This window comes from Vibrio sp. 2-1-2a (genome assembly GCF_032648565.1).
In the GTDB taxonomy this organism is placed as follows: Bacteria; Pseudomonadota; Gammaproteobacteria; order Enterobacterales; family Vibrionaceae; genus Vibrio; species Vibrio diabolicus.
The window spans coordinates 221928-239815 of the sequence record NZ_WBOH01000001.1 but is presented as its reverse complement, the minus strand read 5'-3'; the positions used below and the strand labels follow the sequence as shown (position 1 = coordinate 239815).

The following is a 17888-nucleotide window of genomic DNA, read 5'->3' as shown; positions in this document are numbered from 1 at the left end:
TTCACGTACTAGGCCGTTTACGTCACCTCCAACAACCTCAAAAATCTGGACCAAACTCGAGGTAACGCTTAATCGAGACTTGGCATATATCGTTTTTCAGCCAACAGACGCTAACGCTAGCTTATTGGCGGCTAGGCGGCGAGTGAGAGGGTATAGCTAAGCAGAAGTGGGAGCGTAAGAATACTGAAAAAGTTGCCAAATAGTACCATTGACGCCACTTTCATGGGCTCTATATTCAGCCTTTCCGCAAATAGGTAATTCATGACGGCTGGTGGCAGCATTGTGAAGAGTACCATCATTTGCAATTGCATCGTTGGAAGGGGAATTAACCAATAAATAAGTGCAAATGCAACCGCCCCAGTTGCAAGCGACTGCACGGTACACAATACACCAACCTTTAAACCGTCCACTCTTAAATGACACATTTGCGCCCCCAGGGATAAAAGCATCACGGGTACTGCCGCTTGGCCAAGTAGAGCAGTCGCTTCGTATAAAGGTGCCCATACACCCACATTTGACACGTTGAGAAACAGAGCCAACGACGCAGCTAAAAAGATTGGCATCTTGACTATTTGCTTAAAAGGGTTGCCATGACTAAGTAGCATTACACCTAAACTAATGTGCAAGCATGCTGACACGACAAATAGCAGTACTGCTGGGGATAGCGCAATTTCTCCAAACGTATAGGTAAACAAAGGAATAGCAAGGTTTCCGCTATTGCGAAACATATGTGGTGGTGCCCAAGTTTTAAACGACAGTGACGTCAATCGACATACAGGGATCATGAGTAGTGCGGGAACCAAAACCGCGACAATTGCTGCAAAAAGGAGTGGTCCCTGATTCGAGTCTAACGGCATGCTAACGAGCGAAGAAAACACCAGCGCAGGTGTGAAAACCTCAATGTTAATGCGGTTGATTGGACGAAAGTCAGGCTTGATGTAACGACCTACCAAATAGCCGACGCCGACAAGAGCAAAAACAGGGAAAAGAATATTTATGATTTGATTAATCATGGTCGCCTAGATGAAGTGTAAGGAGCTAATGTGGAGATACACGAAGAACCACATTATCAACCTTTATATATTGCGTCATCGCTGAACAGTGAGAAGCGTGGGTTTAATCAAGCTTTCTAAGCACAGTTGCAAAGCCAGGTGGTCATACCATTTAGTTCAATTGTTACGTATCGAGTTACATACAAATCACTGAATTTACGACAAGTTCTATGTCAAGTGTCTGTTAAATAACCAATCTCTGATATTTTTATTAAATAGTGATTAATGTTGATATTTAAACTACTTTTAGTTTTATCAGCTGGATGTTTTTCCTATTAAAGAGAAAACAAAAACAAAAATATCAAAATGTTGGCGTTTAACAATAATTTACATAGTGCTATTCCTTTCGTTCGCCAAGAAAAAAGTTGGCGAAAATCATAAGCTTGTCATACACTTCCTGATGTAACCCCGATATGTTGTTGAATTGGTAGGGTAAAACTGCTCTGGCGCTACACTAACGTAGCATTGTTTAACATAGCTTTGAGGAAAGTTTTATGGCGCTCACAAAAGCCGAACTGGCAGAAAACCTGTTTGATAAATTAGGATTTAGTAAGCGGGACGCCAAGGAAACGGTGGAAGTGTTCTTTGAAGAGATTCGTAAGGCACTGGAAAGTGGCGAACAGGTAAAACTGTCAGGTTTTGGTAACTTTGATCTTCGTGACAAGAATGAACGACCTGGTCGTAACCCGAAAACCGGTGAAGATATTCCAATTACTGCTCGACGTGTAGTGACTTTTCGCCCGGGTCAGAAGTTAAAAGCTCGTGTAGAAAACCTGAAGAAAGTACAGTAAGCCGAATAAATGGATCACGCTAAGGCGTGGTCTTTTTTTTGCGTAAAACTTGTGTCGCATATAAACGAAAACCACCGCAATGCGGTGGTTTTTCTGTTTTTGAGTATATCTTAATGATATGGATTACGCTGCTTCTAGGTGCGTTGTTAAGTATGGTTGCCATGCTTGTTGGTACAAGTTTTTAGACTGTGCACGCATGTTGCGAATAGAAGCGAGTTCTAGTTCGCTTAGTTCGCGTTTCTCCATCATCGCTTGGCGTTCTAGTTTCTGGATTTTTTCGTATAGGTCGTGTTCAGGACCGCTTTTCACATCTGCGATGGCTTTTAAGTGCAGTTGAACTTCGGCAACTAGATTTGTCTTTGGTAAACGAACGAGTAAGTTCAAGTCTCTATAGCCTGAAGGACCAGGTTTTTTGAAGCGATTTTTTACTTTAACAATTGTTGTTTCACGCTCTAAGGTTTCATAAATGGAGACTAAGCTCGCGACGTCTTCAGCAACAATCGTGGCACGGGCTAGGTCAGTAATGCGTTCGACTTTTCCATCTAACTCCAAAGCTATTTTTTCTTCTGCTCGTTGTTTGGACTTTACGCCTGCGAAGTATGGCTGAGCATCATTAAGAAGTGCGGTACTTTTACAGATAGTTTCAAGCTCAAATTGTGCTTGGTGAGCTTTGCTGTAAAGAATGTCGAAGTCAGTGTATGGCTGAGTTGGAGTTGCGTCGATTGACTGAATACCATACAAGCCGCTAAGGCTATGTTTAAAGAGTTTCGAACAAACTTCGTTTTGACTTGTTGAACGATTTTGATCGCCACTCGGCGCTGGGGTAATTGGAAGTGCGGCAAATGCCGGTGCACGGCTAAGTACCAAAAGCATCAATGCTGTAGTACGAAGAAATAAGCTCATTCACTCTCCTTAACTTGCTTGTACTTAGAAAATAGGGAACATAAAGGTCGCTAAGTTCGGCAAATCAGGTACTAACTTATTAATGGGGTCATTACGAAAGATTCCAAGGTTTCAGTTTTGTCTTGAAGTGGAATCGTGCGTTAGATCACCATTTCTCTTTTCTTTATTCTGTTTATCAGATAAAGGCGTGGTTCCTATAAGAACGTTTACATCCTATCACCGCTGTATTAACCAAAGATGAATGGCATAGACAAATTGAAAAAAATCGTTAGTCTTACTTCTCAAAATGAAAATCAGCCGACAAGTAGAAAGTAAAATGAGAGACCAAGAGTTTTGGCATAATAAATGGGCCAGTAATCAAATCGGATTTCACTTGGAAGATGTAAACCCGTTATTACCTGCATATTGGCAACACACAAACCCAAAGCGTGAAGACAAAGTGTTAGTGCCTTTGTGTGGAAAGTCAGAAGACTTGATTTGGTTGGCGATGAAGCATGATTCAGTTGAAGGTGTTGAGCTGAGCCATATCGCTGTTCGTGCCTTTTTTGCTGAACATTTTTATACGCCAACCGTGACGACTGTTAATGGTATGCACGAGCTTTATCAATTTGATGAGCTCTCTATTTATACTGGGGACTTTTTCACTGCACCAGTATCTCAAGCCGATATCATTTATGATCGCGCCGCGTTGGTTGCTTTACCGCAAGATATGCGAGAGGAGTATGTAGAGCGTCTCAAGCAACTTTTGAATCCAGGCGGTCGTATTTTGCTTGTTACACTCAACTATCCTCAAGAAGAGATGGCAGGGCCTCCATTTAGCGTGCCAGTCGAAGAGATTGAGCAGTTATTTTCAGGTTACAAAGTTACCTGTTTGAACGTAGATGAAGCTGATGAAAACCATCCTAAAATTGCGAAAAAAGGCTTAAGTCGCTTTTCTGAAGAAGTGTACCTAATCGAGAGTGAATAGGTTTTTTTGGTTTGTAAAACGAAATAGCGCAGCAATTTGAGCTGCGCTATTTTTGTATAAGTGGTTCGTATTTAATAAGTGATATTAACTTTTGAAGCACTTTCAACAGCATCTTGAACGGCTTCTTCGGTGGTTTTTCGTCGCGTAAGGACAACACCTAAACGACGGCGACCATCGATTTCTGGCTTGCCGAATAGACGAACTTGCGTTTGAGGTTGAGCTAAGGCTTTGGTTAGGTTGTAAAAGCGAATGTTTGTGGAAGTCCCTTGACCAAGAATAACGGCCGACGCAGATGGACCATATTGTACGATATTATTAATCGGCATTCCGGTAAATGCACGTACGTGGAGAGCAAACTCAGACATTTCCTGCGAAATCATTGTGACCATGCCTGTATCGTGTGGGCGAGGAGAGACCTCATTGAAAATGACCTTATCGCCTTTAACAAATAACTCTACACCAAAGATGCCGTAGCCACCGAGTGCGTTGACTACTTTCTCTGCCGTGTATTCTGCTGCTTTTACTGCGTTTTCTGACATGGCTTGCGGTTGCCATGATTCGCGGTAGTCGCCATCTTCCTGACGATGGCCAATTGGAGCACAGAAGTGAACACCGTCAACGGCTCTTACGGTCAATAAAGTGATTTCGTAATCGAAGTCGATAAAACCTTCCACGATCACGCGACCTGCACCCGTACGTCCGCCTTCCTGTGCGTAATCCCATGCTTTTGCTACGTCGTCTTCGGTCTTGATGACACTTTGCCCTTTACCTGAAGAACTCATAACTGGCTTTACTACGCACGGGATGCCTACATGCTCAACCGCGGCTTTGAAGTCTTCAAAAGTATCTGCAAAACGATAAGGTGATGTCGTCAGTTCTAGCTCTTCTGCAGCCAAACGTCGGATACCTTCACGATTCATTGTTAGCTTGGTTGCCTTAGCGGTTGGAACAACATTCAGCCCTTTTTCTTCAAGTTCTACCAGTTTGTCGGTTGCGATAGCTTCGATTTCAGGTACGACGTAAGTAGGTTGTTCCTTCGCAATAACTTCTTCTAAGGCGCTTCCATCTAACATATCGATGACGTAACTACGGTGAGCAACTTGCATCGCTGGAGCATTAGCATAGCGATCACAAGCAATCACTTCTAAACCAAGTCTCTGACATTCAATTGCGACTTCTTTACCGAGTTCGCCAGAGCCTAAAAGTAATACACGGGTAGCATTTGCGCTGGTTGCAGTGCCAAACATAGTGTTCCCTTACAAAATAGAGTGGTGAGACAGAAATTGCAGGAGATCATACTGAAGTTTTATGACAAAGCAAACGTTTGCTTTTGGTTTTCAGGCAATAAAAAAGCTCTACATGCCGTAGAGCTTTTTATACTGAAATTGTAGCTTATACGTTGACAAAACTAAGTGGAATATCTGGATTCAACGCTTCTAACGTTGATTGCGTATCAGCCAAATGACTGATCTTGCCTTCTGAGTTTTCTACCAGAGCAGCGGCTTTGATATTGTCAAAAGTTTCACCCGCAAGTAGTACTTGGATCAGCGCAACTTGTAACGGCGGCAAGCTAGGGTTAAACGCCGCATTTTCCGCATAAGCACCTTGGAATACACGGCCGCTAGCCATTTCTAATGCTAAGCCACTCAGGTTGTTGGTATATGGTGAGTGGCTCATGTTCATCGCTTCAACAGCGCTTTGAATTAGAGTGTCTTCATCATCGCATGAGAACTGATGCTTTACTTCTGCCATTAAGCCGGATTCGATACCGAGATCGTTTGGTCCAAAGGCTTCAGGTAGGTATTCATGCAGCGACTTTTCTTCGCGTTCTGGGAGCTGGATTTTAAGCTCGTTTGCGGTAGATAACTCGTTCATGAACTGACGGCAGTGACCACATGGGCTGAAGTTAATCGTGATATCTTTAATACCACGTTCACCTTTCATCCAAGCGTGGCTAATTACAGACTGCTCAGCGTGAACTGTTTGACCTAACTGAACACCAAAGAATTCCATATTGGCACCGAAGTAAAGGCGACCTGAGAGACCACGAACGATAGCACCAACATAAAATTCAGAAAGAGGAGCATAGGAATATGCTGCGGCAAAAGGAAGTAGAGCAACACGAAGCTCTTTATCTGATAGACCGGTAGCTGAAAGCAACTGCTCAAACTGTTGAACTGAAAGCGTAGCATCAAAATCATCAGCTTGGATGATAGGAGCAAGTTGTTTGGAAAGTGCTTCTGGAGCGCCTGCTAGCGCCTGTTCAATGCGACTTTTCATGTTGAATCCTTGTTATTGCATGGACAGTTATTCTATGTGAAGGATAGAAATGTTCCGTGCGTTAGATCACGATAAATAATGCAATTGATAATTCTGTTACATAATTAGAGTGAGCTCACACATGTATTCGATTGCACTGACGTGAAGCGTTATCTCCGTCTCACAATTAACCATATCAGTATATATTCATATGACCAAGACGCTGGGATATGTTAATTACGATGCCTACATGTCCACACAACGTTATTCCTAGATATCTAAGCAACGTTGAGTCAGTAATATTGCACTGAATGTTAAAGTTATTAGTGTGTATCTCGTCAGAGTACCTTAACGATCTTACTAGAACGGGTTGTTAGATGAGGTAATACAGAATTTTGGAAGGGATAAGGAAGAAACGGGAAGGCCACGGCCTGCCGGAAGGAGGGCAGACCGAGAGCGCTTAACTATTGATATAGCCAGACAGCCAAAGCAAAAAAGCTTGGAGCCAAAATAGAAGTGATGATGCCGCATAAAACCAATGCGAGTGATGAGAACGCGGCATCAATGGGCTGTTTCTCTGCACATGTCGCGGTGCCTAAGGCATGAGACACGGTACCCATTGTTAGGCCACGTGCAATCGGGTGTTTAATTCCAATTAAGTTGTAAATTGGGTATGCCAAAATCGCGCCCAATAAACCAACAATCAGAACCAAGATCGCCGCAACGGCAGCTTCACCACCGAGGTGACTCGAAATTTCCATTGCTATTGGCGTAGTGACGGATTTACCCACTAGACTTGCGATTAAACTGATATCCGCTTTGAAAGCGACTGCGATCAAGGTGGTTGTCATCATCGACATCACACTGCCTACTGTGCAAGCAAAAGTGATGATTCGCCAGTTTGCTTTAATCTGTGGTAGTTGTTCATATAACGGGTAAGCCAGAGCAACTACGGCTGGTTGAAGTAAAAAACTGATCCCTTCGTTATCCGCATAATACGTTTCAAACGGTACATTTAAGTAAGTAAGCAAAGGAATGAGCACTGCAATACTGATTAGCAAAGGATTTGCTAGAGGATTATTCACTTTGATTGCGATTTGGCGCGCGACAAGAAAAACCGCAATGGTAACAACTAACCACATATCAGTGCTTCTCCTTTAGCAAGTAGTCCAGCAGCCAAGCGAGGCTGACCAGTACAATGAGTGAGCCTCCAACTGCGCTAGCAATGATAGGGAGGGCATTAGCGAGTAGCATATCGAAATGTTGCATTAATCCCACGCTAATAGGAACGAACAACAAAATCATGTAGCGGATAAATAGCGTGGCGCCCGGTTTGACCCAATCGACCTTTACAAGCCCAAGAGTCATGGAGAAAAACAGTACGAGCATACCGATGACACTTCCTGGGACGGAAACGCCAGTGAACTTTTGAATGGTAATTCCGATGCCAAGTGCCCCCATAATGAGGAAGATTGAAATGAGCAGTTGGATCAGTTGTAAGAATCGTTCTTTAATCATTTTGACAGTATATAAACAACAAGCACACCATAAGGTGCGCTTGTATTGGGAGGAGTTAAGAAGCTAAGCTCTCTACATAACGGTACACGGATTTTAATATCGCAATCTTCTTTTCGTCACTTTCATGTTCGTGAACTAAGTTTTCTAAATTCAGCATGTACTCTTCAATTTGGCTTTCAAACACTTCTCGACAGTGTAATGCCCAGCGTCTCTGTTCTTGCTCGTCTAATGTGCCTGGGAAGTTACGCGCACGATAGCGGAACAATAGAGGTTTAATGCGCTTGTCATCAAATTCAATGTCCAATGCGGCAAGATTGTTCGGGTCGGTTTCTCGAATGATATCCATGGCTGCGCGATCGGCCGGAGAGAAGAATCCGTCGTAAAGTTGCGTATCGACGTCATCACTTTTATCGAATTTACGCTCGACTGAAAAGAGGCTAATCAGCTTTTCTCTAATTTCAGGATGTTGGCGCAACAAAGCGAGATTAGCGAGACATTGCTGGCGATCAATGCCAATAGACTCCGCATTTTCAGCCGTTAACGTTTTTGCAGGGGCGAGAATAGGGCATTTGTTTAAATGAACTAACTTAACAGGCACTGGTAGCAATTCACCAAGATCTTCTCGCTTAGTGTAGAGTCTTTCGTGTAGCTCTTCTGCGGATAGCTCTAGAATAGGCTGAGGGTCTTTCGCTAAATCGATAGTGATAACGGCGTTATTATTGGTTGGGTGCCAAGCAACAGGCACAATCCAGCTAGTGTACTGGCATTCGCGCCCTAGCATGCCTGAAACGTGCATCAACGGCGTCATGTTGACGATGTCGACTAATTCATTGAGCTTGCGCTTTTGGCGCATAGAAAAGAAGTAGTCAAACAATTTTGGTTGCGCTGCTTTGACTTTTTTCGCCATTTCGATAGTCGCAATCACGTCTGCCATCGCATCGTGCGCGTTACTATGTTCTATGCCGTTAGCAACAGACAAGTGCTCTAATTTAAAACTAGTGAAGCCATCTTCGTTTTCTGGCCACTCTACGCCTTCTGGGCGAAGGGCATGGCACGCGCGTAATACATCGAGTAAATCCCAACGCGAGTTACCGTTTTGCCAACTCCATGCGTATGGATCGATAAAGTTGCGATAACAAGTATAACGTGTCACTTCGTCATCAAAGCGAATGCTGTTGTAGCCTAAACTGGTGGTATTTGGTTTCGCGAGTTCAGCGTGAATCTTAGCGATAAACTCAGGCTCAGAAAGGCCTTCTTGAACCGTTTTTTGCGGAGTAATACCAGTAATAAGCGCAGCTTCAGGAGACGGAAGATAATCAGCAGGTGGCTGGCAGTACATGACTAAAGGCTCGCCGATGATATTAAAGTTTTCATCTGTACGAACACCAGCGAACTGGCTTGGGCGATCTTTCGCGGGGTTTGTTCCCCATGTCTCATAATCAAAGAAGAAAAAAGTGGGCTGATTATCTTGGTGCATTCTGCTTACCGTTTACAAAACCGATAACAGTATTAGACCATTCAACGCCTTGACTAGCAACGAAAGATGCAAGTTGAATTTTTGAAAATGAAAAAGCCGATGGTGAACCATCGGCTTGATATTTTACGTTTTATTGGTTGGGAAGTAGTTTGAGCTTTACGCTCGTGTTTCTTCCAATGCTGTTTCGCTTTCTGGTGACTTCAGCACTCGGCTAGCAATCGTACCCGCAGTCATTGATCCTGAAACGTTCAGTGCGGTACGTGCCATATCGATCAATGGTTCAATAGAGATAAGCAGCGCCGCGATGGTCACAGGTAAGCCCATTGCAGGAAGAACAATCAAGGCTGCAAACGTTGCACCGCCGCCAACACCTGCAATACCAAATGAGCTGATGGTGATAATCGCAATCAATGACAGGATAAAGTGTAGATCCAGTGGGTTGATGCCCATTGTCGGAGCTACCATCACTGCCAGCATTGCAGGATAGATACCTGCACATCCGTTTTGGCCGATAGTGGCACCAAACGATGCTGATAGGTTTGCAATCGCTGGTGGAACGTTAAGCTTGGTGATTTGCGCTTCTACGTTTAGTGGGATCGTTGCGGCTGAGCTACGAGATGTAAACGCAAAGGTCAGTACAGGCCAGATTTTCTTAAAGTATTCCGCAGGGCTAACGCCGACAAACGAGACTAATACACCGTGAACAACAAACATCAGAGCGATAGCAACATAAGACGCCACAATAAAGCCAAGTAGGTTTAGGATGTCGCCTGCGCTTGATGTCGCTACCACTTTTGCCATCAGTGCTGCGATGCCGTATGGCGTTAACGCCATGATCATCTTCACTAATCGCATAACGATTGACTGAGCTGCTTCTACGAAAGTACGAATCGGTGATTCTAACTCTGCTTTTTCCATCATCACTTTGCGAGCGGCGATACCGGTTAATACACCGAAGATAACGACAGCGATAATTGAGGTCGAGCGAGCACCTGTTAGATCAGCAAATGGGTTGGTTGGAATGAAGCTAACTAGCATTTGAGGAATAGTCAGGTCACTTACTGTACCAGCACGGCTTTCTAAAACGGCGATACGAGCGGCTTCACGCGCACCTTCAGTTAACCCTTCTGCTGACAGGCCAAATGTTGTTGTCACCAAGATACCGATAAGTGCAGCAATTGCAGTCGTTACTAGAAGAACAGAGATGGTCAGGCCAGAAATTTTACCTAATGATCCACCTTTCTCCAATTTAACAACTGCAGAGATCATCGATACCAATACTAGTGGCATGATGACCATTTTCAGTAGACCAACGTAGCCACTGCCTACAATGCCTACCCATTCAAGTGTTTGAGCAATTGCGCTGTTGCCTTCACCGTGAATGAGTTGCAAAGCAAGACCAAAAAGAGAACCAGTAACAAGACCGATTAAAACGAGACGAGAAAGTGTGTGTTTCTTTTGTTGTTGGTTAAAAAGAAAGAACAATATGCCAACAAAGACGGCTAGAGAGGCTATCACTGCAAAATTCATAATCTGACCTTATCAACCTGCCGAAATGGCGGTTGTTTTTTATACGGGGTTTTATACGGATTTGTTTATGGGGCGTAAGATAACGCTCGCGATATAACTTTAAAAATGACAAACGGGTATTAGCTAGATCTAAAATGAATATAAAAACGAGATCTAAGTCGCGTGAGAGTGTGAATTAGCACGTTAAATGTACAAAATGGTTATTCGTAGTGATGCAGTAAGTCACGCATTTCTTGCCTTTGTAAGTAAACCACCGAGTCTTCTTGATAACTGAAAAGTTGATAAATCATCGCTTTGGCGACATCTTCCGCTCGAATAGGTAAAAAGTTGGACAGTTTGCCAAGCATGAATGGGCGAATTACCTTAAACAGAGTTTGCACTAACTTCTCGTCCGTTCTTGGGCTTTGACGTTGACCAACAAGCGGGCCTGGGCGAACAAACACGATTTCCTCAAAACCCATAGCTTCGATTCTTTGTTCCATTTGTCCTTTACAGGCTAAGTAATGGGATGGTGATTTACTATTTGCACCAAGGCTAGAAACAACCGCAAGGCGTTTGACTCCGATCGTTTTCATCTGTTGGGCGACTTTACACACCAGATCAACATCTACTCTACGTAAATTATCCTTACTGCCTGCTTGCTTAAGGGTTGTGCCTAAACAGATAAAGCCGATGGTCGGTGTTGGTTGGTTATCATCCCATTGGTGGATAGAAAGGTCGGCATCAATGAGAGGAACAAGCTTATTGTCCGCATCTAGGACGCCATCGAGTGGGCGGCGAGAAAGATAATATAAGGTCCCAACACCTGATTGATTTATGAGGTTTGTAATGACTTTTGAACCGACTAAGCCAGTCGCCCCAGCGATGATGGCGCAGGTGTTGTTATCCATGTCCTTTCTCCTATATGGGAATATAGCCTAAGCTATTGTAGCGGATTTCAAGGAGTTACTTATAATCGAATGCTCGAAAGGTGAGACGCTCTGCGAACTCAGTAGACTTTCCTAACAGAAATCTGATTAGCGCTGCCCCAAGCGGATGCAAGGGTATACAATAGTGGACGCTCAAAACTGGGGCTGAGCAAGATTTCTTAATCAATGGAACACCTCTCACCCAGACAACATCAAAGGAACGTAAAAAATGGATGACTCTTTTGCAGCGGAGATACAAGCGCGCATAGATAACAAAACCAAACCCGTCGGTTCTTTAGGCTTATTGGAAAAGGTGGCACTACAGCTAGCTCTTATTCAAAGTCAGGATAAACCTCAGCCAGTTGATTCCATCGCTATCTGTAAACCGAGCATGCTGGTATTTGCTGGAGATCATGGCGTTGCAGAGGAAGGCGTAAGCATTGCGCCAAGCGAAGTCACTCAGCAAATGGTGGCTAACTTTCTCGCCGGCGGCGCTGCCATCAACTGTTTTTGCGACATCAATGGCATCCAACTCAAAGTAATAGATTGCGGCATGTTGGCACCTATTGATGTGCTGGTTCCAGAATTTAAGTCTCATCCAAACTTGGTTGAACAACGGTTGGGTAACGGTACGGCTAATTTTTCTAAACAATCAGCGATGTCCCCAGAACAAGTGGCGCTAGGTTTAGAGTATGGTGCGAAGATTGCTGAGCAAACCATTTTGTCTGGCTCAAATCTATTGATGTTCGGTGAGATGGGCATTGGTAACACCAGTTCGGCTTCCGCACTGTTATCGGCGCTGAGTTCATTAGATATTGATTATTGTGTTGGCGTTGGCACCGGAATCAATCAACAGCAGTTGAGCCGCAAATATAAACTGGTTGCACAGGGAGTAAACCGATGTCGAGGTCTTGATACTAAAGCGATTCTCGCACAGGTTGGAGGCTTTGAAATCGTACAAATGGTAGGCGCTTTTTTAGAAGCCAAGCGGCTTAAAACCCCAGTTTTAGTGGATGGATTTATCGTATCGGTTGCTGCGTATATTGCAACGTTGCTAGACGAAGAAGCACGCGAATACATGTTGTTTGCCCACCGCTCCGAAGAAAATGGACATAAGTTTGTATTAGAGTACCTAAAAGCAGAACCTCTACTCGATCTTGGTTTACGATTAGGGGAGGGAACCGGAGCCGCTCTTGCCTTACCCTTGTTAAAAGCTGCTGCCCAGTTTTACAACAAGATGGCGAGCTTTGAGAGTGCAGGAGTTACAGTATAGTGTCAGTCCCTGATAATTCTGAGAACGTCACGCCATCATCGTTAAGATACCAGTGGGAGTTGTTTCTATTAGCTATCAGTTTTTTTAGTCGCTTACCCGTCCCCCAAGCCTTGCCATACAGTGAAGAACGCATGAATCAGGCCGGTCGTTACTTCGCGTTAGTTGGTCTCGTGCTTGGAGCACTTTGTGCTCTGGTATTTTCGCTCACCTCAATTCTTTTCCCAGAATCGGTTGCCATAGTATTAACGATGGTGTTTAGCTTATTGTTAACAGGGGCATTTCACGAAGACGGCTTGACTGATATGGCGGATGGCATTGGCGGTGGCATGACTGTCGAGCGACGCCTCTCTATTATGAAGGACAGCCGCATTGGCACTTATGGTGCAGCCACTCTCATTATGGCGTTATTGGCTAAGTATGTTTTTTGGAGTGAACTGGCTAACTTACCGCAGTTTTGGTTGGTCATTGTCGTCGCTTATACCGCAAGCCGAGCACTAGCCGCGACGCTTATTTATGACATGCCTTATGTCAGTGACAGTGATACGTCGAAAAGTAAACCGCTGGCAAATAGCCAGTCTTCTTTAGAAGTCTCCATTTTGTTGTTTACTGGTGGCATAACATTGCTTGTGCTTGGTATCACGCAGGCGATCTTTATATCGCTTGTTCTCGTGGTATTTCGTTTGATGTTCAAACGTTGGTTAACCAAGCGAATTGGCGGCTTTACGGGGGATTGTCTTGGCGCAGCGCAGCAGCTATCGGAACTGCTTGTTTATCTCACTATGATTGGGTTTTATCACATCTCATGAAGCAATTGATACTCGGTGGCGCGCGCTCTGGGAAGTCGCATTTGGCGGAAAAAACAGCCAAGCAATTATCGACCACTTCTCAACACTCATTACATTATGTTGCAACCGCGCTGCCATTTGACCAAGAAATGCGAGAGCGAATAGCGCATCATCAAAAGCAACGAGGGGGCGAGTGGCAAGAGCATGAATGCCCCCTTCATTTATCTGAGTTACTGACAAATTTCGCTAACACCGATGTTGTACTGGTCGATTGTTTAACCTTGTGGCTCAATAATTGGATATTTGAGTTAGGTGATGAATGTTCCAATGAGAAGCTAGAAGCAGAAATTGAAAAGCTTATACAGGTGGTACGTGGCTCAGATGCGACGTTAATATTCGTCTCTAACGAGGTTGGAATGGGTATTGTGCCTTTGGGGGCGGTTAGTCGTTACTTTGTGGATAATGCAGGACGGATGAATCAAAAACTAGCCAGTGTTTGCCATCGTGTTACCTTTGTTGCTGCTGGTTTGCCGTTGGTTCTTAAAGAGTAGGATGGAACAAAATGAAAACACTCAATATCTATCTTGTGCGTCATGGAAAAGTAGATGCTCCACCAGGACTCCATGGCCAAACAGATGTAAAAGTTACGCCTGCTGACCAAGAAAGCATTGCTCGGGCTTGGATCGAGAGTGGACGAGGTGTGGGTGGAGTGATTTGTTCTCCGCTTTCACGTTGTCAAGAACTGGCAAACATCATTGCTGAACAGCAATTATTACCAGTAATGACGGATGAATCTTTACAAGAAATGGCGTTTGGTGATTTTGATGGTGTGCCTTTTGATATGCTTACTGAACAGTGGAAAAAGCTAGATGCTTTTTGGCAATCGCCAGCACAACACACGTTGCCGAATGCTGAGAGCTTAAGCACATTTTCTGAGCGCATATGTCGCGTGTGGTCTCAAATCATCAACGATATCAATGACAATCTACTTATCGTCACGCATGGTGGCGTCATTCGTATGATTCTTGCTCATGTATTGGAGTTAGATTGGCGTAACCCCAAGTGGTATTCGACGTTGTCGATAGGAAACGCTTCTGTCACGCATATAACAATTACCATAGATGAGCAAATTTACGTCTCGGTGCGTTCGATTGGCGTACCTCTTTTAACTCGTTAATTTATAAATATTAAAATGCCCTAAGCGATACTGCTTATAGGCATAGTCACGGAAGATGTCAGTGGAAGCCCATCTGCTAGGTGCAGGAAGCGAAAATTGACTCAGTTACATAAAAAGGAAATATAGAAATGACAACGCCGAGTTGGGATTTGTCCATCGTTTATAACGACCTTTCTGACCCACGAATTCAAGACGATATTGCTCTTGTGGAACAATGTATTGATCTTTTGAATAAACAATCAGCAGATTGTGGCAACGTAGAGATCATGCAAAATGCGATTTTGACCAATGAAGCCGCGAGTCGTTTAGCGGGCACAGTTGCAAATTTTGCGAGTTGTTATGCTTCTGTTGATGCAACAAACGCCGAAGCGAAATCGTTACTTGGTAAAATGACCCGCATCTTTTCGGAGCTTTCCCAAGCGTTCAGTCCCTTTGATTTGACATTAACGCATGCCGACGAAGAGTTTATCTTGCGCGTGTTAGATCATGAGAATCCTGATATCAGTGGGCAAGCTTTTTCTATCTTGAACTCCAGAAAGCTGGCGGATACTCGTCTTAGCAACGCCGAAGAACAGTTGCTGGCTGCGATGAGTGTGGATGGTAAATCGGCTTGGGGTAACCTATATGATAACCTGACTGGCTCATTGAAAGTGAAGCTTGAGTACGCAGATGGTAAGAGTGAAGAGCTTGGGTTTTCTCAAGCGGCAAGCATCCTTTATGGGTCTGAATTTGAGCGTCAAGAAGCCGCGTGGCGAGGCGTACAAGATGCAATGCAAACGCACCAAGAATCATTCGCTGCAATTTTGAATGCGTTAGCAGGATGGCGTTTAACTGAAAACAAAAAGCGTTCGACGAAGCGTGAAGTTCACTTCCTCGAGCCGAGTTTGCATGGTAGCCGAATCCAAGCTGAAACTTTAAATGCGATGATGACCGTAGCCAAAGACAGTCGAGCTATTGGTCAGAAAGCGGGTTTATTGATGGCGAAAGTACATGGTCTGGATGAGATGAAACCTTGGAATCATCTGGCAGCTATGCCCGCCTTGAGCGGTGAAGCGAAGGTCTACGACTTTGATGAAGCGATTGATGTTATTTGTGAAGCATTTGAAACAGTAAACCCTGAGATGTCGGAGTTTGTCCGTTTGATGGTACAAAACGGATGGATTGATGCCGCGCCAAATGCCAGCAAGCGCCTTGGTGCATACTGCACCAAACTACCAGCAACGCGAACACCACTTGTGTTTATGACTTGGAGTGGTAGCCGCTCAGACCTGATGACTCTGGCACATGAACTTGGCCATGCGTTCCATAACTGGGTTATTCGCGATTTACCACTTTGCCAAACTTACTATCCAATGACGTTAGCAGAAACCGCCTCTATTTTTGCAGAAAACATCGTTCGTGATCATTTGATTTCGAAAGCGGAGAGCGTCGATGAAAAGCTAGAGATGTTGTGGGAAGAGTTGTCATCTGCGCTAGCTTTAATGATCAACATTCCGGTTCGCTACGAGTTTGAGAAATCGTTCTATGAACGCCGCCAGGATGGAGAGTTAACCGCAGATGAATTCTGTGAGTTGATGTCTGAAACTTGGAAAGAATGGTATGGCGACGTAATGAGCGAGCCGGATCCGTACTTCTGGGCAAGCAAGCTGCACTTTTCTATCGATAGTGTGAGTTTTTATAACTACCCATACCTGTTTGGTTTCTTATTCAGCAAGGGTATTTATGCACAGCGAGAAACCAAAGGCGAAGCGTTTTACACCGATTACATCAATTTGCTGCGCGATACTGGCTGCATGATGGCGGAAGATGTTGTCGAAAAGCATCTATCGATGGATTTAACTCAACCAACGTTTTGGCAGCAGAGCGTTGAGCTAGTGCGTGAAAAAGTCGATGAGTTTGAGCGTTTGCTCGCACAGCGCGGCTAAGTTTTTCGCAGTGTTGATGCATAATCTGCTTTATAGCTACAAAAATTTGATCAAATCATAATGATCTTAATCAGGGCTGTGGTAAAGTTCACAGCCCTAACACTTTGTAATTGTTTAAAAATTAAACGCCTCAATGCTTGATTTGAGTGCCTGGCGCGAAAAGGTATCGGATTTTCGAGGGAAATAGTGATTTCTACTCATAAGTGAGATCGCAGCAACAAAAATCCTTTGTACAATTTATTAACATACCCGCCGTGCTATTAAGGAGTAACGCATGACGAAGTCTCTCTTTCGCCAATCGTTTTTAACTGACACGTTAGATGTTCATATCGATGTTGCACCAGCGGAGCAGGTGCTTTCTAACGGTGTAAAACTTAAACTCTATCAGCGTGGTGTACTAGAAGTGATCCCTGAGAACTATACTCAGGATACGAAGAACGTCATCATCTCTTGTGGGGTTCACGGAGATGAAACGGCACCGATGGAGCTGGTGGATTCCATTATTCAAGACATAGAATCTGGGTTCCAGACGGTCGATACCCGTTGTCTATTCATTATCGCTCATCCAGAATCCACTCTGGCGCACACGCGATTCCTTGAAGAAAACCTCAACCGTCTGTTTGACGAAAAAGAACACAAACAGACAAAAGAGCTTGTCATCGCTGATACGCTTAAGCTGCTTGTTCGAGATTTTTATCAGGATACCGACCCGACAACACGCTGGCACCTTGATTTACACTGCGCGATTAGAGGTTCGAAGCACTATACGTTTGCAGTAAGTCCTAAGACTCGTCATCCTGTGCGAAGCAAGGCATTAATCGATTTCTTGGACAGTGCACACATTGAAGCTGTGCTCTTGTCAAACTCACCATCTAGTACGTTTAGCTGGTACAGTGCCGAGAACTTTGGTGCGCAAGCTCTCACAATGGAGCTTGGTCGTGTGGCTCGTATTGGTGAAAATGACCTCGATAAATTGACTGCGTTTGATTTGTCTTTACGTAATTTGATTGCGGAAACGAAGCCAGAACACCTACCAAAACCATGCATTAAATATCGCGTAAGTCGCACAATCGTTCGCCTGAACGAAGACTTTGACTTTATGTTCGACGACAATGTTGAAAACTTCACTTCATTTGTTCACGGCGAAGTGTTTGGTCATGATGGCGACAAACCATTAATGGCGAAGAACGAAAATGAAGCGATTGTCTTCCCGAACCGCCATGTCGCAATAGGTCAACGTGCAGCTCTGATGGTTTGTGAAGTGAAAACCCGTTTTGAAGAGGGCGAGTTGGTTTACGATTAATCCAACATTGCTTTGAGAAG

At 44.2% G+C, this 17888-nt stretch carries 17 protein-coding genes; 8 read left to right on the top strand and 9 right to left on the bottom strand.

The features are described 5' to 3' along the window. Positions 1-131: 131 nt before the first annotated feature. Complete coding sequence (locus F7Y48_RS01235) at positions 132-1013, bottom strand: AEC family transporter (RefSeq protein ID WP_258507969.1); 882 nt, start codon at positions 1011-1013, stop codon at positions 132-134. 533 nt (positions 1014-1546) lie between these two features. Here F7Y48_RS01235 and ihfA point away from each other — a divergent pair. After that, positions 1547-1843 (top strand): integration host factor subunit alpha, encoded by a 297-nt coding sequence (gene ihfA / locus F7Y48_RS01230; RefSeq protein WP_005377899.1) that lies wholly within the window; start codon positions 1547-1549, stop codon positions 1841-1843. Between the two features lie 123 nt (positions 1844-1966). Here the strand turns inward: ihfA and F7Y48_RS01225 are convergent, their stop codons facing one another. After that, the gene (locus tag F7Y48_RS01225) at positions 1967-2746 is read right to left on the bottom strand and encodes a RelA/SpoT domain-containing protein (protein WP_006741655.1); all 780 of its coding nucleotides are present in this window, start codon (positions 2744-2746) and stop codon (positions 1967-1969) included. A gap of 316 nt (positions 2747-3062) precedes the next feature. On the opposite strand from F7Y48_RS01225, the gene F7Y48_RS01220 reads away from it, so the two are divergent. Beyond that, a complete protein-coding gene (locus F7Y48_RS01220) occupies positions 3063-3713 on the top strand; it encodes a thiopurine S-methyltransferase (protein WP_176320410.1) in 651 nt (216 codons plus the stop codon). Positions 3714-3784: 71 nt separating this feature from the next. Here the strand turns inward: F7Y48_RS01220 and purT are convergent, their stop codons facing one another. The 7 genes from purT to F7Y48_RS01185 form a co-directional block, all read right to left on the bottom strand. Continuing rightward, on the bottom strand, positions 3785-4960 hold the full coding sequence (purT, locus tag F7Y48_RS01215) for a formate-dependent phosphoribosylglycinamide formyltransferase (protein ID WP_258507967.1): 1176 nt from the start codon (positions 4958-4960) through the stop codon (positions 3785-3787). Between the two features lie 145 nt (positions 4961-5105). After that, positions 5106-5993 carry a cytidine deaminase gene (cdd, locus tag F7Y48_RS01210; RefSeq protein WP_316679709.1) on the bottom strand — a complete coding sequence of 296 codons (888 nt, stop codon included), beginning with the start codon at positions 5991-5993 and terminating at the stop codon, positions 5106-5108. 443 nt (positions 5994-6436) lie between these two features. Then, positions 6437-7114, bottom strand: a complete 678-nt coding sequence (locus tag F7Y48_RS01205) for an LrgB family protein (protein ID WP_005377888.1) — start codon at positions 7112-7114, stop codon at positions 6437-6439. 1 nt (position 7115) lies between these two features. Beyond that, complete coding sequence (locus F7Y48_RS01200) at positions 7116-7490, bottom strand: CidA/LrgA family protein (RefSeq protein WP_005397786.1); 375 nt, start codon at positions 7488-7490, stop codon at positions 7116-7118. 55 nt (positions 7491-7545) lie between these two features. Next, positions 7546-8967, bottom strand: a complete 1422-nt coding sequence (gene sbcB, locus F7Y48_RS01195; RefSeq protein ID WP_005397785.1) for an exodeoxyribonuclease I — start codon at positions 8965-8967, stop codon at positions 7546-7548. Positions 8968-9123: 156 nt separating this feature from the next. After that, positions 9124-10497: an L-cystine transporter gene (locus F7Y48_RS01190; RefSeq protein ID WP_258507966.1), complete on the bottom strand. Its 1374-nt coding sequence runs from the start codon at positions 10495-10497 to the stop codon at positions 9124-9126. Between the two features lie 200 nt (positions 10498-10697). Then, a complete protein-coding gene (locus F7Y48_RS01185; RefSeq protein ID WP_005397784.1) occupies positions 10698-11387 on the bottom strand; it encodes an NAD(P)H-binding protein in 690 nt (229 codons plus the stop codon). Positions 11388-11634: 247 nt separating this feature from the next. On the opposite strand from F7Y48_RS01185, the gene cobT reads away from it, so the two are divergent. From cobT to F7Y48_RS01155, 6 genes are all read left to right on the top strand, one after another. After that, a complete protein-coding gene (cobT, locus tag F7Y48_RS01180; RefSeq protein WP_065646827.1) occupies positions 11635-12678 on the top strand; it encodes a nicotinate-nucleotide--dimethylbenzimidazole phosphoribosyltransferase in 1044 nt (347 codons plus the stop codon). Further along, positions 12678-13484 (top strand): adenosylcobinamide-GDP ribazoletransferase, encoded by an 807-nt coding sequence (locus tag F7Y48_RS01175; RefSeq protein WP_046874846.1) that lies wholly within the window; start codon positions 12678-12680, stop codon positions 13482-13484. The genes cobT and F7Y48_RS01175 overlap by 1 nt, the downstream gene beginning before the upstream one ends. Next, positions 13481-14014, top strand: a complete 534-nt coding sequence (cobU, locus tag F7Y48_RS01170) for a bifunctional adenosylcobinamide kinase/adenosylcobinamide-phosphate guanylyltransferase (protein ID WP_005397778.1) — start codon at positions 13481-13483, stop codon at positions 14012-14014. Before F7Y48_RS01175 ends, cobU begins: the two co-directional genes overlap by 4 nt. 11 nt (positions 14015-14025) lie before the next feature. After that, on the top strand, positions 14026-14640 hold the full coding sequence (gene cobC, locus F7Y48_RS01165; RefSeq protein WP_316679708.1) for an alpha-ribazole phosphatase family protein: 615 nt from the start codon (positions 14026-14028) through the stop codon (positions 14638-14640). 128 nt (positions 14641-14768) lie between these two features. Next, positions 14769-16565 carry a M3 family oligoendopeptidase gene (locus tag F7Y48_RS01160; RefSeq protein ID WP_256898990.1) on the top strand — a complete coding sequence of 599 codons (1797 nt, stop codon included), beginning with the start codon at positions 14769-14771 and terminating at the stop codon, positions 16563-16565. Between the two features lie 274 nt (positions 16566-16839). Continuing rightward, positions 16840-17868, top strand: a complete 1029-nt coding sequence (locus tag F7Y48_RS01155) for a succinylglutamate desuccinylase (protein WP_006741645.1) — start codon at positions 16840-16842, stop codon at positions 17866-17868. The last annotated feature ends 20 nt before the right edge of the window (positions 17869-17888 follow it).

Bases quoted from the DNA above. Each gene is read 5' to 3' on its own strand.
- F7Y48_RS01235 (WP_258507969.1), bottom strand. From the start codon at position 1,013: ATGATTAATCAAATCATAAATATTCTTTTCCCTGTTTTTGCTCTTGTC.
- ihfA (WP_005377899.1), top strand. From the start codon at position 1,547: ATGGCGCTCACAAAAGCCGAACTGGCAGAAAACCTGTTTGATAAATTA.
- F7Y48_RS01225 (WP_006741655.1), bottom strand. From the start codon at position 2,746: ATGAGCTTATTTCTTCGTACTACAGCATTGATGCTTTTGGTACTTAGC.
- F7Y48_RS01220 (WP_176320410.1), top strand. From the start codon at position 3,063: ATGAGAGACCAAGAGTTTTGGCATAATAAATGGGCCAGTAATCAAATC.
- purT (WP_258507967.1), bottom strand. From the start codon at position 4,960: ATGTTTGGCACTGCAACCAGCGCAAATGCTACCCGTGTATTACTTTTA.
- cdd (WP_316679709.1), bottom strand. From the start codon at position 5,993: ATGAAAAGTCGCATTGAACAGGCGCTAGCAGGCGCTCCAGAAGCACTT.
- F7Y48_RS01205 (WP_005377888.1), bottom strand. From the start codon at position 7,114: ATGTGGTTAGTTGTTACCATTGCGGTTTTTCTTGTCGCGCGCCAAATC.
- F7Y48_RS01200 (WP_005397786.1), bottom strand. From the start codon at position 7,490: ATGATTAAAGAACGATTCTTACAACTGATCCAACTGCTCATTTCAATC.
- sbcB (WP_005397785.1), bottom strand. From the start codon at position 8,967: ATGCACCAAGATAATCAGCCCACTTTTTTCTTCTTTGATTATGAGACA.
- F7Y48_RS01190 (WP_258507966.1), bottom strand. From the start codon at position 10,497: ATGAATTTTGCAGTGATAGCCTCTCTAGCCGTCTTTGTTGGCATATTG.
- F7Y48_RS01185 (WP_005397784.1), bottom strand. From the start codon at position 11,387: ATGGATAACAACACCTGCGCCATCATCGCTGGGGCGACTGGCTTAGTC.
- cobT (WP_065646827.1), top strand. From the start codon at position 11,635: ATGGATGACTCTTTTGCAGCGGAGATACAAGCGCGCATAGATAACAAA.
- cobU (WP_005397778.1), top strand. From the start codon at position 13,481: ATGAAGCAATTGATACTCGGTGGCGCGCGCTCTGGGAAGTCGCATTTG.
- cobC (WP_316679708.1), top strand. From the start codon at position 14,026: ATGAAAACACTCAATATCTATCTTGTGCGTCATGGAAAAGTAGATGCT.
- F7Y48_RS01160 (WP_256898990.1), top strand. From the start codon at position 14,769: ATGACAACGCCGAGTTGGGATTTGTCCATCGTTTATAACGACCTTTCT.
- F7Y48_RS01155 (WP_006741645.1), top strand. From the start codon at position 16,840: ATGACGAAGTCTCTCTTTCGCCAATCGTTTTTAACTGACACGTTAGAT.